This window comes from Variovorax sp. GW460-12-1-14-LB1 (assembly GCF_059423605.1).
Map to the genome: position 1 here is coordinate 1 of NZ_JBWKYF010000016.1, position 13,488 is coordinate 13,488.

12 protein-coding genes and 2 pseudogenes are annotated in these 13,488 nt (G+C 67.2%); 10 read left to right on the top strand and 4 right to left on the bottom strand.

Features of this window, described 5'->3' with window-relative positions:
- The 5 genes and pseudogenes from AC07Y4_RS10770 to AC07Y4_RS10790 all read left to right on the top strand — a co-directional run.
- Window positions 1–297 (top strand): annotated as a pseudogene (locus AC07Y4_RS10770) (methyl-accepting chemotaxis protein); the annotation flags it as partial.
- A 125-nt stretch (window positions 298–422) separates the two neighbouring features.
- The gene (flgK, locus tag AC07Y4_RS10775) at window positions 423–2,375 is read left to right on the top strand and encodes a flagellar hook-associated protein FlgK (protein ID WP_487863329.1); all 1,953 of its coding nucleotides are present in this window, start codon (window positions 423–425) and stop codon (window positions 2,373–2,375) included.
- Between the two features lie 33 nt (window positions 2,376–2,408).
- Window positions 2,409–3,620: a flagellar hook-associated protein FlgL gene (gene flgL / locus AC07Y4_RS10780; RefSeq protein WP_487850302.1), complete on the top strand. Its 1,212-nt coding sequence runs from the start codon at window positions 2,409–2,411 to the stop codon at window positions 3,618–3,620.
- A 148-nt stretch (window positions 3,621–3,768) separates the two neighbouring features.
- Entirely contained in the window at window positions 3,769–4,392 is a 624-nt protein-coding gene (locus AC07Y4_RS10785; protein WP_487850303.1) for a pentapeptide repeat-containing protein, read from the top strand.
- Window positions 4,393–4,576: 184 nt separating this feature from the next.
- The gene (locus AC07Y4_RS10790) at window positions 4,577–5,635 is read left to right on the top strand and encodes a hypothetical protein (RefSeq protein ID WP_487850304.1); all 1,059 of its coding nucleotides are present in this window, start codon (window positions 4,577–4,579) and stop codon (window positions 5,633–5,635) included.
- A 23-nt stretch (window positions 5,636–5,658) separates the two neighbouring features.
- Here AC07Y4_RS10790 and kdsA read toward each other — a convergent pair whose 3' ends face one another.
- A complete protein-coding gene (kdsA, locus tag AC07Y4_RS10795) occupies window positions 5,659–6,510 on the bottom strand; it encodes a 3-deoxy-8-phosphooctulonate synthase (RefSeq protein WP_487850305.1) in 852 nt (283 codons plus the stop codon).
- 104 nt (window positions 6,511–6,614) lie between these two features.
- Between kdsA and AC07Y4_RS10800 the strand changes: the two genes are divergently transcribed.
- Together AC07Y4_RS10800 and AC07Y4_RS10805 are read left to right on the top strand one after the other, a co-directional pair.
- A complete protein-coding gene (locus tag AC07Y4_RS10800) occupies window positions 6,615–7,151 on the top strand; it encodes a GNAT family N-acetyltransferase (RefSeq protein ID WP_487850306.1) in 537 nt (178 codons plus the stop codon).
- A 61-nt stretch (window positions 7,152–7,212) separates the two neighbouring features.
- Window positions 7,213–7,815: an SMI1/KNR4 family protein gene (locus AC07Y4_RS10805; RefSeq protein ID WP_354343142.1), complete on the top strand. Its 603-nt coding sequence runs from the start codon at window positions 7,213–7,215 to the stop codon at window positions 7,813–7,815.
- Between the two features lie 10 nt (window positions 7,816–7,825).
- Here AC07Y4_RS10805 and AC07Y4_RS10810 read toward each other — a convergent pair whose 3' ends face one another.
- On the bottom strand, window positions 7,826–8,683 hold the full coding sequence (locus tag AC07Y4_RS10810) for a LysR family transcriptional regulator (protein WP_487850307.1): 858 nt from the start codon (window positions 8,681–8,683) through the stop codon (window positions 7,826–7,828).
- A gap of 83 nt (window positions 8,684–8,766) precedes the next feature.
- Between AC07Y4_RS10810 and AC07Y4_RS10815 the strand changes: the two are divergent.
- Window positions 8,767–9,141, top strand: a pseudogene (locus tag AC07Y4_RS10815) (tautomerase family protein); the annotation flags it as partial.
- A 138-nt stretch (window positions 9,142–9,279) separates the two neighbouring features.
- On the opposite strand, the gene AC07Y4_RS10820 reads toward AC07Y4_RS10815, so the two are convergent.
- Entirely contained in the window at window positions 9,280–10,464 is a 1,185-nt protein-coding gene (locus AC07Y4_RS10820; RefSeq protein ID WP_487850308.1) for an alpha/beta fold hydrolase, read from the bottom strand.
- Between the two features lie 238 nt (window positions 10,465–10,702).
- Here AC07Y4_RS10820 and AC07Y4_RS10825 point away from each other — a divergent pair, with 238 nt between their 5' ends.
- Window positions 10,703–11,758, top strand: a complete 1,056-nt coding sequence (locus AC07Y4_RS10825; RefSeq protein WP_487850309.1) for a sensor histidine kinase — start codon at window positions 10,703–10,705, stop codon at window positions 11,756–11,758.
- Complete coding sequence (locus AC07Y4_RS10830; protein ID WP_487850310.1) at window positions 11,755–12,549, top strand: LytR/AlgR family response regulator transcription factor; 795 nt, start codon at window positions 11,755–11,757, stop codon at window positions 12,547–12,549. Before AC07Y4_RS10825 ends, AC07Y4_RS10830 begins: the two co-directional genes overlap by 4 nt.
- A 33-nt stretch (window positions 12,550–12,582) precedes the next feature.
- Here the strand turns inward: AC07Y4_RS10830 and AC07Y4_RS10835 are convergent, their stop codons facing one another.
- Entirely contained in the window at window positions 12,583–13,461 is an 879-nt protein-coding gene (locus tag AC07Y4_RS10835; RefSeq protein ID WP_487850311.1) for a hypothetical protein, read from the bottom strand.
- Window positions 13,462–13,488: the final 27 nt, after the last annotated feature.

Below are 13,488 nucleotides of genomic sequence, written 5' to 3' on the forward strand. Positions count from 1 at the left end.
ACGCAGATGGACCAGGTGACGCAGCAGAACGCGGCGCTGGTCGAAGAAGCTTCGGCCGCCGCGCAGTCGCTGCAGGAACAGGCCGGCGCCCTCGTGCAGGCCGTGAGCGTCTTCAAGCTCGACGCGAACGCGGTCGCAACGACCCGCGCCAGCTTCACGCGCATCACGCCGATCCCCAAGCCGCCGAAGCCGACGCCCAAGCCGCGCGCCAAGGCGCTGCCCACGCGCCGTGAACCGAGTGGCGCACCGCAGCTCGCCATGGCCGGCGATGCCAAGGGCGACTGGTCGGAGTTCTGAGCAAGTCGGTATGAGCGCACACGCCCTCAACTTTGGGCGCGCGCTGCCGATAACCAGCGAGAGGCATCGCGCGCGATGCCACTCCCCCACACCCCTTTGACAGGTAAAGCCTTATGTCCGGAAGCATGTTCTACACAGGTCTGAGCGGCCTCGCGGTCGCCCGCACCGCGCTGATGACCACGGCCCACAACACCGCCAACGTGTACACGGCCGGCTACAGCCGCCAGATCGCGCAGATCGCCTCCGCCGGCGGCATTGCCAGCGGCTCGGGCTTCATCGGTTCGGGCGCCAACGTGACGACCGTGTCGCGCAGCTACGACCGCTACCTCACGGCGCAGCTGGCCACCGCGCAGTCGCAGTCGGCCGCGCTGGCCACCAACGGCGTGCAGGTCAACCGCATCGACCAGCTGCTGGCCGACAAGACCTCGGGCATCGCGCCGCTGATGCAGAGCTTCTTCACCAGCGTGCAGGGCGCGGCCAACACGCCGGCCGACCCGGCCGCGCGCCAGCAGATGATCAGCGCGGCGCAGTCGCTGGCCAGCAAGTTCCGCGCGACCGACCAGTACCTGTCGGACCTGGACACCTCGGTCAACGAGCAGATCGTGGGCAGCGTGAGCCAGATCAACACCTACGCCGCCAAGATCGCCAGCCTGAACCAGCAGATCAGCCAGATGAGCGCGGTGGCCGGCGGCCAGGCGCCGAACGACCTGCTCGACCAGCGCGACCAGCTCGTGAGCGAGCTGAGCCAGGTGGTCGACGTGCGCGTGCTGCAGCAGGACGACGGCAAGTACAACGTGTTCATCGCCACCGGCCAGTCGCTGGTGGTGGGCGACCATGCCTCGAAGATGGCGGCGGTGACGTCGTCGGCCGACCCCACGCGCCAGGTGGTGGCGCTGTCGGGCTTTGCCGGCAACACCGTCGAGCTCGACGACAGCGCCTTCACCGGCGGCGTGCTCGGCGGCCTCATGGCCTTCCGCAAGGACACGCTGATCCCCACGCAGAACGCCATCGGCCGGCTCGCCATGTCGGTGGCCGACGCGGTGAACGCGCAGCACAAGCTGGGCGTGGACCTGAACGGCGCGCTGGGCCAGAACTTCTTCTCGCAGGCCGTGCCGGGCACGATCGCGAACGCTGGTAACACGGGCAACCTCGAGCTCGGCGCCACGCTGACCGATGCGTCCAAGCTCACCACGAGCGACTACAACGTGAGCGTCACCGACGTGGGGGGCACGCTCACCTACACGGTCACGCGGCTGTCGGACAAGACGCCGATGGGCAGCTTCACCACCTTCCCGATCAGCTTCGACGGCGTGAGCCTCACGGCCGCGAGCGGCACGGCGCAGGCCGGCGATTCGTTCCTGGTGCAGCCCACGCGCACCGGCGCGCGCGACCTCGAGGTGCTGGTGCGCGACCCGGCCAAGGTGGCCGCCGCCTCGCCCGTGATCACCGGCAACACGGCGGGCAACAAGGGCAGCGGCGCACTGGGCGCCGCCACGGTCGATGCCGCCTACCCGGGCTCGCCGCTGGCCGGCAATGTCACGCTGAGCTTCAACGCGGGCACCGGCACGCTGTCGGGCTTTCCGGCCGGCTCGGCCGTGACCGTCACGCGCGCCGACGGCACCGCCACCAGCTACCCGGCCGGCACGCCCGTGCCCTACACGGCCGGCGCGAAGATGAGCTTCGACGGCATCACCGTCGCCATGACGGGCGCGCCCGCGCAGGGCGACACCTTCACCATCGGCAAGAACACGGGCGGTGTCTCCGACGGCGGCAACGCGCTGCTGCTGGGCGCGCTGCAGCGCAAGACCACGATGTCGAACGGCACCGCGACCTTCAACGGCGCCTACTCGCAGCTGGTGAGCGACGTCGGCAATCGGGCCATGTCGATCAAGGTGGCCGCCGTCACGCAGGACAGCGTGACCGGCCAGATCAAGGCCAGCCAGCGCGCGATTTCCGGCGTGGTGCAGGACGAGGAAACCGGCAACCTGCTGATGTTCCAGCAGATGTACCAGGCCAATGCCAAGGTGATCCAGACCGCCTCGGCCATGTTCGACGCCATCCTCGGCATCCGCAGCTAATCGTTCACCTCCGCACAGATTCCAGGACCCGCGATGCGCATCAGCACCCAATCCTTCTACGAACAGAGCCTGCAGTCGATGGGCCTGCAGCAGCAAAAGCTGTTCAAGGTCCAGCAGCAGCTGGCGACCAACTCCAAGTTCCTGACGGCCGGCGACGATCCGGTGGGCGCGGCGCGCGCGCTCGGCGTGAGCCAGACGCTGGCGGAGGGCGCCCAGTTCACCACCAGCCGCCAGCGCGCGGCGCTGGCGCTGTCGACCGAAGAGAACGCGCTCGACTCGGTAACGTCGATCCTGCAGCACGTGAAGACCCTGGTCGTGCAGGCCGGCGGCGGAGGCCTGTCGGACGCCGATCGCGGCTCGCTTGCCACGGCCATCCAGAGCAGCCTGGAGCAACTGGTGGGCGTGGCCAACAGCGACAACGGCAGCGGCCAGTACCTGTTCGCCGGCTACAAGAGCGGCAGCCCGCCCTTCGTGATGGCTGCCGGCGGCGGCGTGCAGTACGTGGGTGACCAGGGCGAGCGGCTGATGCAGATCGACGTGGCGCGCCAGATGTCGACCTCGGACGACGGCCGCAGCATCTTCCAGTCGGTGCAGGGCGGTGCGGGCTACGTGACCTCGGGCTCACCTGCCAACACCGGCTCCGGCGTGTTCGGCGCCGTGAGCATCACCGACGCCACCGCACCGAATTACGGCAAGGACTTCACCATCCGCTTCACCGGCACCGACTACACGGTGATGACCAAGGACACGCCGCCCGTGGTGGCCGCGAGCGGCCCGTTCACCGCCGGCACCCCGATCTCGTTCGGCGGCGTGCAGATCGCCATCAGCGGCACGCCGGCCAACGGCGACAGCTTCGACGTGTCGACCGCGCAGAACGCCGGCACCGACATCTTCGCGGCCCTGGGCGAACTGGTGACGGCGTTGCGCGCACCGCTGAACGGCGGCGGCGCGGCGGCCCAGGCGCAGTTGCGCAACGCCTTGAGCACCGCCAACGTGAAGGTCACGAACGCACACGACAACGTGCTCACGGTGCTGTCGTCGGTGGGCTCGCGCCAGGTCGAGCTGCAGGCGCTCGACAGCGCGGGTGCGATGAACAAGCTGCAGGAAGAAAGCTACCTGTCGTCGATCGAGGACCTCGATCCGTACACGGCGATTTCCGAGTTCTATCAGCGGCAGTCGTCGCTGCAGGCGACGCAGATGACGTTTGCCAAGCTGAACAGCATTTCGCTCTTCAACTACCTGTGAGGGTGGGGTGGCCAGCGGCTGCGTGCTGGCCACTGGAGGGGGAAAGCCGATCGTCGCGATGGACGCGGGCAGAATGCGTCGGCTGGCTGCCGTCGATCGTCCGCCTGGCAGCCGCGCACCACACCCACCTTCCTCGGAGAATCGATCCATGGCCGAACGTGCATATGGGGCACCGGCACCTGCGACCCAGACCACGCTGGCTGGAGAGCGCTGGTACGGGAAAGACATCGACCGGCAAACCTACACCGCCGTCCTGTTCAACGATCTGGACATGACGGAGGCCAGGAACACCGGCTCGGTGTTCACCGACTGCACGTTCCGGAGCGCGCGCTTCAATTCGTCGGTCCACACGGAGGCGGCCTTCGTCAATTGCACGTTTGTCGCCTGCAAGTTCTTCGATGCCAGCTTCATCGATTGCAAGTTCATCGGCAGCATGTTCGATGGCTGCATGTTTGAGGTGATGAAAGTGGTCGGCGGCGACTGGTCGTTTGCCGGCCTCCCGGGGGCGGACCTGCGCAAGGCGTCGTTCCATGGCACACGGATGCGAGAGGTCGACCTCACGGGCGCACGATGCGACGGCGGCGTGCTTCGCGATGTCGATCTGTCGGGGGCCTGGCTGCACAGCGCCAACTTCTCGCGGTGCGACCTGCGTGGCAGTGACCTGAGCGCACTCGAACCGCAGCACGTACAGCTCCAAGGCGCAGTCATCACCGCCGTGCAAGCCTTGACCATCGCCGAGGCGCTGGGAATGGACGTCAGGCCGGAGGAATAGAAACGAGACAGCGCGGGTACGATGAACACGACGCAGGGAGCAAGCTAGCTGCCGTTGGCGCGTGATTGCTTCTCCACTTGCGTTTTGCGAGGCGGGCCACCGGTTCCCGTGGCCTCCCACAAAAGCGGTATTTCGTTTGCGAATCGGCCGGCTAGATTCAGGCGCCATCCTGGAGGAGAAAAGCATGCGGATCGTTCGCACCCTGGCCCTGAGCGTCTTCCTGCTGGGCACGGCCTTGCCCGCCCTGGCTGCGAACGACGGCACCGACAGCCATTGCGTCATCGGCAAGGACAGCACGCTTTTCAACCAATGCAACTACAGCGTCGACGTCGGCTTCTGTGTCGAGAACCCGCGACAGACCAAGCACTTCTTCGACAGCTCCGAGGCCTTCCAGTGCCCCAACGGCGGACTCAGCACGCTGGGCCCCGGCAAGAAGGAGGGCAACCTCCTGCACGGCACCGTGCACTGGTGGGCCTGCGCGACCAAGCACCGGGGCACGGGCCGGTGGCGGTACGTGGAAGGACGTGGCTACCGGGGGTACTGCTTCTCCGAGAAGGAGGCGAAGGCAGGAAATACAGCGCCCTCGCAGCGAACGCGCGCCTCCTCCGAAGAATGCAAGGCGCTGCAGCAACGCGCCACGCAGGCCTCGGGCCCCGGCGCGGACCGGGTCCACAACTACACGATGATTGAGTACCTCGATCGCAGCTGCGGCAACCTGACACCCGAAGACCGCGCGGCCACGCGCAAGGTCTATCAGCAGGAGTACGTGCGGCTCGTCTCGGAATGCAGGCATTCGGGCGCCAGGAACTGCGACTCGGCCGCCATGCCGAACGAGGCCGCGGCGCCGGAGCGCCCGACGGTCCAGGCGGGCAGCGTCCCCGCAGCGAGAGCATCCTCGCGCAGCGAACCCTCCGTGGACATGCTGATGTCGCGCTGCTCGGACGCCCTGCGGACCGCCATCGACACCTTCTACCAATCAGAGGTGGAGGCCGACCGCTACTACCGCCGCACGCACACCGGGTCGCGCGAGCGCGTGCAGGGCTGGATGACGGAAAAAGCCAGGGTCGAATACGCCGCAGGCGCGCTGGCGGTTCCGCCCCAGTCGCTGGCCGAGTACCACGCCGGGGCGCTGCAGGAGGCGGCGAGCCGGACCCGGCCGATGGGCAATGGCCTGCACGATCCCCATCGCGAACAGGCGCTCCTGCGGGCCTGCTACATGAAGGCCCGGCTCGACAGCCGCTAGAGGCCCGTGCGGGAGCGTCCTGTTCAGGCGCGGATGTGAAGGGGCGCGAACGACTTCACCAGGTCGTCCAATGCCTTCAGCTGCGTGAGGAAGGGCTCCAGCTGGTCCAGCGGCAGGGCGCTGGGACCGTCGCATTTCGCCTGCGCCGGGTCGGGGTGCGCTTCGAGAAAGAGGCCCGCCAGGCCCACCGCCAGGCCCGCGCGCGCCAGCTCGGCCACCTGCTCGCGACGTCCGCCCGAGGCGATGGCGTTGGCCTCGCGTTGCTGGAGCGAATGCGTCACGTCGAAGATGACCGGCAGGTTCCCGGTGACCTTCTTCATGGTGCCGAAGCCGAGCATGTCGACCACGAGGTTGTCGTAGCCGAAGCAGGTGCCGCGGTCGCACAGGATGACGGAGGAATTCCCCGCCTCCTTGAGCTTCTCCACGATGTTGAGCACCTGCGTCGGGCTCAGGAACTGGGGCTTCTTGACGTTGATGACCTTGCCGGTTTGGGCGAGCGCGACGACCAGGTCGGTCTGGCGGGCGAGAAACGCAGGCAGCTGCAGGACGTCGACCACTTCGGCGACGGGTTTCGCCTGCCAGGGCTCGTGCACGTCGGTGAGAACGGGCACGCCGAACGCCGCCTTCACGGCCTCGAAGATCTTCAGGCCCTCTTCCAGGCCGGGGCCCCGGTAGGAATGGATGGACGAGCGATTGGCCTTGTCGAAACTCGCCTTGAAGACATAGGGAATGCCGAGCTTCTGCGTGACCCGGACGTACTCTTCCGCGGCACGCAGGGCCATGTCTTTCGACTCGAGGACGTTCACGCCGCCGAACAGGACAAAGCCCTTGCTGTTGCTGACGTGGATGGCGGGGGTGATGGCGACGGTGGTCAAGGCGAGCTCCTCTGAAGTGTCTGTTGCCCCGCATTCTCGCGGTTCGGCTTCTGGCCCAGAATGACCCCCTGGCCACGCCAGCGACGTTGAATCCGAACCCCGCCATGCAACCTCAGCTCCGAACCTCCCGTCTCGTCCTGCGCCCGTTCGATCCCGACGACGCCGATGACGTGCAACGCATCGCGGGCGATGTGCGCGTCGCCGAGCCGACCGCGCACGTGCCTCACCCCTATCCGGATGGTGTGGCCAGCGAATGGATCGCCTCGCACGCTCCCGCCTTCCACGCGGGAACCGACGTCATCTATGCCGTGACCAGCGCCGACACGGGCGAGCTGCTGGGCGCGGTGCAGCTGGCCCACATGTCCACGCTTCATCGCCGCGCCGAGCTGGGCTACTGGGTCGCCTTTGCGCATTGGTCGAGCGGCATCTGCTCCGAGGCGGTCGGCGCCGTGATCCGCTACGCACACGGCGAGCTCGGCATCAGCCGCATCGTCTGCAGCTGCCTGCCGCGCAACATCGGCTCCGAGCGCGTCATGCAGAAGGCGGGGTTCCTCCCGGAGGGGCGTCTGGTGAAGCACGTGAACCATCGGGGCGTCTTCGAGGACATGCTGACCTACGGCCTGAACCTGCCTGGCCGATAGGGGGCGGTGCGCGAACTGCGGGGCCGAGCGGCGTGAACCACGTTACGCTGCAGCGCACGCCATGAAAGTACTTTTCCCCAATCCCTTTGGCCGCGCGCCAGCCTCCGCGCAGGCGGTCGACGCGCTGCAGCGCCGCCTCGGTTTCTCCGACGCCTACGCCACCTTCCTGCGAACCCAGAACGGCTTCTCGCTGTACGAGATGGAACAGGCCGGCGACATCGCGGCCTATGTGCAGCCAGACGGCACGGCGAGCAGCGCGTCGCACGCCAACTTCCGCGTGCTCAACAGCTTCGGCGCCTCGGACCCCCACTGCGACCTGGAGACGCTGCAGGCCGAGAGCCTGCTGGCCGACTGGTTTCTGGACATCGGCAGCGACCCTGCGGGCAATCCGTTCGTGGAGGTGCTGCACGGCCGGCACAAGGGCAGGATCGCCAGCCTCGACCACGACCTCTTTGCAGGCAAGCTGGACACGCAGGAGTTCCTGGCGGACATGGAACTGGCCCACCTCCCATCGCTCAGCCTGGACGCGCAGGCCGATGCGCTGTGCGACGAGGCGCAGGGCCTGGTGTGGTTCCACGCCAGCGACATGCAATCCTTCCTGGACCACTGCATCCACTGTGACGACGATTTCTGGGGCTTCGTGGTGGACGAACGCGCGCCCTGACGCGGTCGGATCAGTTTCTTGCCACGCTCCTGAACGCCGCAGACAGGGCGTCCACGGCCTCCCGCGCCCGACCCTCCCGGACCCGGGAGTGCAGCAGGACCGGCAGGCGCGGCAGGTCGGGCAGACCCAGCTTCGGCCCCACGTCGACGCAGCCCAGGGGCAGCATGCGCGGCGCCAACGCAGCGACCCCCAGTCCGGCCACCACCGCCGCCGCCACGGCCGCGACGCCGCCCCCCACAAACACCTCGGTCCACGGGATGCCGGCCGTGTCCAAAAGCTGCTCCGCCAGCGCGCGCACGCCGCAGGGCTGCGCCATCGTGGCCAGCGGCAGGGGCTCACCCACGCGGTGCAGCCAGCCCGCGGCAGCGAACCAGCCGAAGCGCTCCTGCGTCAGAAGCTTCCCGTCCGTGCGTCCGGCATGCAGCCGGACGATGACCGTGTCGAGTTCGCGTCGGTCGTAGCTCTGGAGCAGGTCGCCTGACGAACCGATCCGGATATCGATCAGCAGCTGCGCGTCTTGCGCGTTCATGCGGGCGATCAGCGCGGGCAACTCCGGGCCTGCCACGTGGTCGCTGATGCCGATGGTCAGCCGCTGGCGGGCGCTCGCAAAGGCCGCCAGCGTGCGATCGTGGACCGCCAGGAGTTCCCGGGCATGTCCCAGGAAGGCGGCACCGCGCGCTGACAGCTCCACGTGCCGCGGTGTGCGCTCCAGGAGCCGGCAGCCCAGCCTGTCTTCCAGGCGTTTGAGTTTCAGGCTGATCCCTGCCTGCGTGGTCTGCATGACTTCTGCGGCGCGCGTGAAGCTGCCCAGCTCGGTGATGCGAACGAAGGCCTGAACGGCATCGAGATCCAGCGGGCGATCAGTCATGACAAAAGATTGTTATTGAGATAAGTATCAATAGCAAATCTAAATACATAGCATCCGCTGTTCCACCATGACCCGGAGCAGCGATGCCCACCATTCACATCTCGATGCGCGCGGGAAAGCCAGAGGCGTACCGGCAGGCGATCTTCGACAGTCTCTATCGCGCCCTGCGTGACACGTTGAACGTGCCGCAAGACGACCAGTTCATGACGATCACCGAGCACGAGGCCGCCAACTTCCGATATGGAGGCGCCTTCGGCGTCGCGCGCAGCGACGATCTCCTGTACATCCAGATCACCGTTTTCAACACGCGCACCGCGCAGCAGAAGAAGGCGCTGTTCCAGCGCATCGCGCAGCTACTGGCCGAGAGTCCGGGGATACGCCCGGAGGATGTGTTCGTGACCCTGGCCGATGCACCCAGGGAGAACTGGTCCGTCGGGCATGGGCTGGCGCAATTTGCCTGCGGAATGGCTGCTTCAGCCTCCAAAAGAAAGCCTGCATCCATCGCGCGATTCCAGAAAACTGGCGGACGGAATTTGAAAGAGGCCGGCGTCCTCTTCCCGACCGGACGCTTGCTGACAACGCCACAGACCGCGCGTCTACTTCGCCAGGAGCGACGCAATCGCCGGCCCGGCCAGGCCGATGGTGGCACCCAGTGCATCGGCATGGCCGTTGGGACTGTTCATCTCGACATACTCTGCCGGCGTGCCTTGCGCCTTGAGGATCTCCACGGCGCGTTTGGACAGGAGCGGCGGAAAGATCTGGTCCGAGCTGATGCCCACGAACAGCGACCTGGCCTTGATGCGTTCTGGTTTGGCGCTGGGCAACTGCAAGGCCTTCAGCGTGTACAGCCAGCTGTTGGCGTCCATGCCCTTGGCACGCGCTTCGCCGATCTTCTCGAGGGTGGCATCGACCGCAAACTGGTTCGCGGCCGCTTCGCCGGGGTTCTTGCCCGGGTCGGCCCACTTCTGGCCGAAGGCCTTGTCGGCCCAGGCGAAGCTGAGCGCGTCGAGCGTGACCAGCCGCATGGCCTGCGTCATGCCGGCCAGCGGCTCGGCCTTGCCGTGGTAGTCGCCGTGGGCCCAGTTCGGGTCCAGCCGCACGGCCGCGCCCCACGAGCTCATCTTGGCGATGGCGTAGGCCGGGCTGTCGACGCCAGGCCCCACGATGGACACCAGGCGCTGCACGCGCTCCGGGTAGGCCGAGGCCCATTCCACCGACATCCAGGCGCCGGCCGACGCGCCCGCCACGGCGTAGAGGGTTCGAATGCCCAACGCATCGAGCAGGGCCTTCTGCACCTCCACCGTGTCCCGCGCCGCCAGCACCGGGAAGCGCGGGCCATACGGTTTGCCGGTGGCGGCGTCGATGCTGGCCGGGCCGGTGCTGACGACGGTGGCCGATGCGCGATTGGGGTTGGACAACGCGTCGGTCGCGATGACGAAGAACCGATCGGTGTCGATCGGCAGGCCGGCGCCGATGATCGTGTCCCAGTAACCCGGCGCGGCGTCGCTCGCCGCATACCGGCCGGCGGCGTGCGAGGTGCCGGTGATGAAGTGATTGATGAGGATCACGTTGTCTCGCGCCGCATTCAGGCGGCCATAGGTTTCATAGCCGATGCGCACGCCCTTGATGACCTGGCCGTTCACGGTCGTGTAGGTGGGCAGGTTGAACACCTGCTTTTCCACGATGCCGTCGAAGGCCTGTGCGTTCGTCGTGACGAGGGCCGCACAGACGGCGGCCGCGGCGCAAAGCAGCGTGTTCGAAAGAGAAGAAGATCGTTGCATGGGGACTCCCGGGTGGTGAGGCCCGCACTGTCGGCGGCCGCTGCCAGGCGCGCATCCGGTTTGGCGCCCAAACGCCCGGTGGAGGGCATCAACGGTCGTGAGGCGGCATCGAGCGGTCGCCGTTCGGTCCCCTCAAACGACGGTTCGAGGACAAACTCGCCCCCACGGGCCTTCGATCGGTGGCGGCATGGCGTGCCAACCTCTAAAGTGGCGCGATGCATGCAGCCGACGGCCACCCGTGATCCGCGTTGATTCACCCATTCCCGCCCGCTGGCTGGGCGCCGCGCGGCTGACGGCCAGTTCGTTCCTGCTGTGCGCGATCGCGGCCGGGCTGCTCTTCTGGGCCGCTCCTGCACTCGAAACGCCAGCGCGCCTGTTCGTCTTCGTCGAATGTGTCGGCATGGTGTTCATCGCGTGCGTCGCGGTGCTTGGCCGCTTTGGACGACTGCGGCGAATGCAGGCGCTGCCCCGTTGGCTTCTGACCGGCGCGATCGCCATCCCGACGGGGTACTTCGGGGGGCACCTGGTCGCGCTCCTGATCCTGGGCGAACCGATCGGCCGCGTCGTGGGTCATGACCGCGACTACATGGTGGCGTTCGCCTTCGGCCTGGTGCTGGCCATGTTCGTCCTCTACGTCGCTGCGACGCGTGACCAGCTTGCCAAGGAGGCGGTCGCCCGATCCGACGCCCAGCGCCTGGCCACCGAATCGGAACTGCGGCTGCTGCGTGCGCAACTCGAGCCCCACATGCTGTTCAACACGCTGGCGACTCTGCGCTCGCTCGTCGACGAAGACCCGCGACAGGCCGAGCGCATGATCGACCAGCTGATCGTCTACCTGCGCAGCACGCATGCAGCGTCACGCGACGAGGTGACGACACTGCAGTCGGAGTTCGCCCAACTGAGGGCGTACCTCGACATCATGTCCTTGCGCATGGGGCCCAGGCTGGCCTATCGGCTCGACTTGCCCGCCGAGCTGGAGCGGATCGCCATCCCGCCGATGCTGTTGCAGCCGCTGGTCGAGAACGCCATCAGGCACGGCCTGGAGCCGAAGTTGGGCGCAGGTGGCGTCGAAGTGCTGGCACGTTCGATCGAGGGCGGCATCGAGGTCGCTGTGGACGATTCCGGTCTGGGCTTGTCGCCGCACCCGCCCGCTTCGGGTGGCGACGAGGTCTGCGGGGCCGGACTGAAAAATGTGCGTGATCGCCTCCAGACCCGCTATGGCTTGCGTGCGTCCCTGTCTCTGCAAGCCCGATCGCCGTGCGGCGTTCGCGCGGTCGTGAGGATTCCATCGTGAGCACGTGGCGCGGCGTGATTGCCGAAGATGAACCGGTGCTGTCCAGAACGCTGCAGCGCTTGTTGCACGAAGCCTGGCCCGAGCTGGAGATCGTGGGCGTTGCCGACGATGGCCTGAAGGCGATCGAACTGGCACAGACCCTGGCGCCCGATGTGATGTTCCTGGACATCAAGATGCCGGGCAAGACTGGCCTGGAAGTCGCCGAGGCCGTCGCTGACGAGTGGCCCGACGACCAGGCCGAACCGCTCTTCGTCTTCATCACCGCGTACGACAATTTCGCGATCTCGGCGTTCGAGCATGCGGCGATGGACTACATGCTCAAGCCGGCGACGCTCGAACGCCTGCAGGTCTGCGTGCAACGCCTGAAGCAAAGGTTGCGCGAGCGCGCCCGGACACCGGCTGCCGGTGGCATGGCGGCCCTGATGGAGCGCGTGCAGTCGATCACCGATCCGGCCGATGTGCCTGAAAAGATCAAGGTCATCCGCGCCGGCGTCGGCAACACCGTGCGGATGATTCCGGTCTCGGAGGTGATCTGCCTGGAAGCCGCCGAGAAGTACGTCAATGTCGTCACGGCCCAGGGCGAGGCGCTGGTGCGCATGAGCCTGCGCGATCTGGTGTCGCGCATCGACGCCGCCGACTTCACGCAGGTGCATCGCGGCGTGCTCGTCAACACCCACTGCGTCGTGAGCGCCACCCGCGACGAGAACGGGCGCTACAGCCTGTCGGTGCGGGGCCTGGCGCGATCGCTCAAGGTCAGCCGGGCGTTCGGGCACCTGTTTCGCGCGATGTAGCGGGAGCAGGCTTGTTGATGGCCAGGGCCGGGGTCATCGCCTCGGGGCGCGCAGCCTCGCAATGCCGAAGCCCAATGCCACGGCGACGCACAAGAATGCCAGCACGGCCAGCCAGGTGGATTGGGTGAAGTAATAGGCGCCCAAGGCCGCACCCGCCGCCACGAAGGCGCCCAGCCATTCCAGGGCGGGGTCGATCCAGCTCTTGGCAGCGTGCGCCTTGGGTTCCGCGAACGCGCGATCGTGTTCGTCGATCTGCTGTGGGGTCGGCGGTCTGCGGGCCTTCCTTTGTCGCGGGTCGGGGAAGTGTTCTCGCAACGCCGGTGTGGGCCAGGCGCCATCGCTGGATGACGCGAGGCCGCTCAATGTCCAGACCGGGTCCGCGTCGTGCCTCGCAAGATCCGACATCAGGCTTTCGAGCGCCTTGCTGTTGTGGAGACCGTCGATGTCCTCAAGATCGGCGCGCAGCCATGGCTCGGCGTCGGCCGCATCTGGCAAGCCGGAGGTGCGCAGCAGGAGGTAGTCCCCGAAGTGCTGCGCAATCAGTGCTTCAAAGGACGCGTAGATCGGGCGGTAGCGCTCTCCGACAGCGCCGAGGACCGCTTCACGCCGCTCCGTCAGCCGCGCAGCCGCCGCGGCCTTGTCGATGACGAGGTAGGGGTAGGTCGCGTCGGCGCCGAAATCCTCGATGCATTCCTCGCGGTCGACGGCCGAGGCTTCGTCGTCCATGTCGTATTCGTCGATGAAGCGCGCGTACCGGATGTCGCTGGGGCTGAAGAGTGCCCGCCAGAACAGCGGAAAGAACGCGTTGGCCTCCAGCTCGGCGCCATGGCCGAAGAAGCTGCGCCATTCGTTGCGGCTGCCTTCCGGCATCCGGGGCAGGGAGGAGCTGGACAGATAAATGGGGTGTGACATGCGCGATCTTCCGTGTTGCGGCCGGAA

What these genes read in the sequence shown, in the direction of transcription:
- flgK (WP_487863329.1), top strand. Translation starts at nt 423, where the DNA reads ATGTTCTACACAGGTCTGAGCGGCCTCGCGGTCGCCCGCACCGCGCTG.
- flgL (WP_487850302.1), top strand. Translation starts at nt 2,409, where the DNA reads ATGCGCATCAGCACCCAATCCTTCTACGAACAGAGCCTGCAGTCGATG.
- AC07Y4_RS10785 (WP_487850303.1), top strand. Translation starts at nt 3,769, where the DNA reads ATGGCCGAACGTGCATATGGGGCACCGGCACCTGCGACCCAGACCACG.
- AC07Y4_RS10790 (WP_487850304.1), top strand. Translation starts at nt 4,577, where the DNA reads ATGCGGATCGTTCGCACCCTGGCCCTGAGCGTCTTCCTGCTGGGCACG.
- AC07Y4_RS10800 (WP_487850306.1), top strand. Translation starts at nt 6,615, where the DNA reads ATGCAACCTCAGCTCCGAACCTCCCGTCTCGTCCTGCGCCCGTTCGAT.
- AC07Y4_RS10805 (WP_354343142.1), top strand. Translation starts at nt 7,213, where the DNA reads ATGAAAGTACTTTTCCCCAATCCCTTTGGCCGCGCGCCAGCCTCCGCG.
- AC07Y4_RS10810 (WP_487850307.1), bottom strand. Translation starts at nt 8,683, where the DNA reads ATGACTGATCGCCCGCTGGATCTCGATGCCGTTCAGGCCTTCGTTCGC.
- AC07Y4_RS10820 (WP_487850308.1), bottom strand. Translation starts at nt 10,464, where the DNA reads ATGCAACGATCTTCTTCTCTTTCGAACACGCTGCTTTGCGCCGCGGCC.
- AC07Y4_RS10835 (WP_487850311.1), bottom strand. Translation starts at nt 13,461, where the DNA reads ATGTCACACCCCATTTATCTGTCCAGCTCCTCCCTGCCCCGGATGCCG.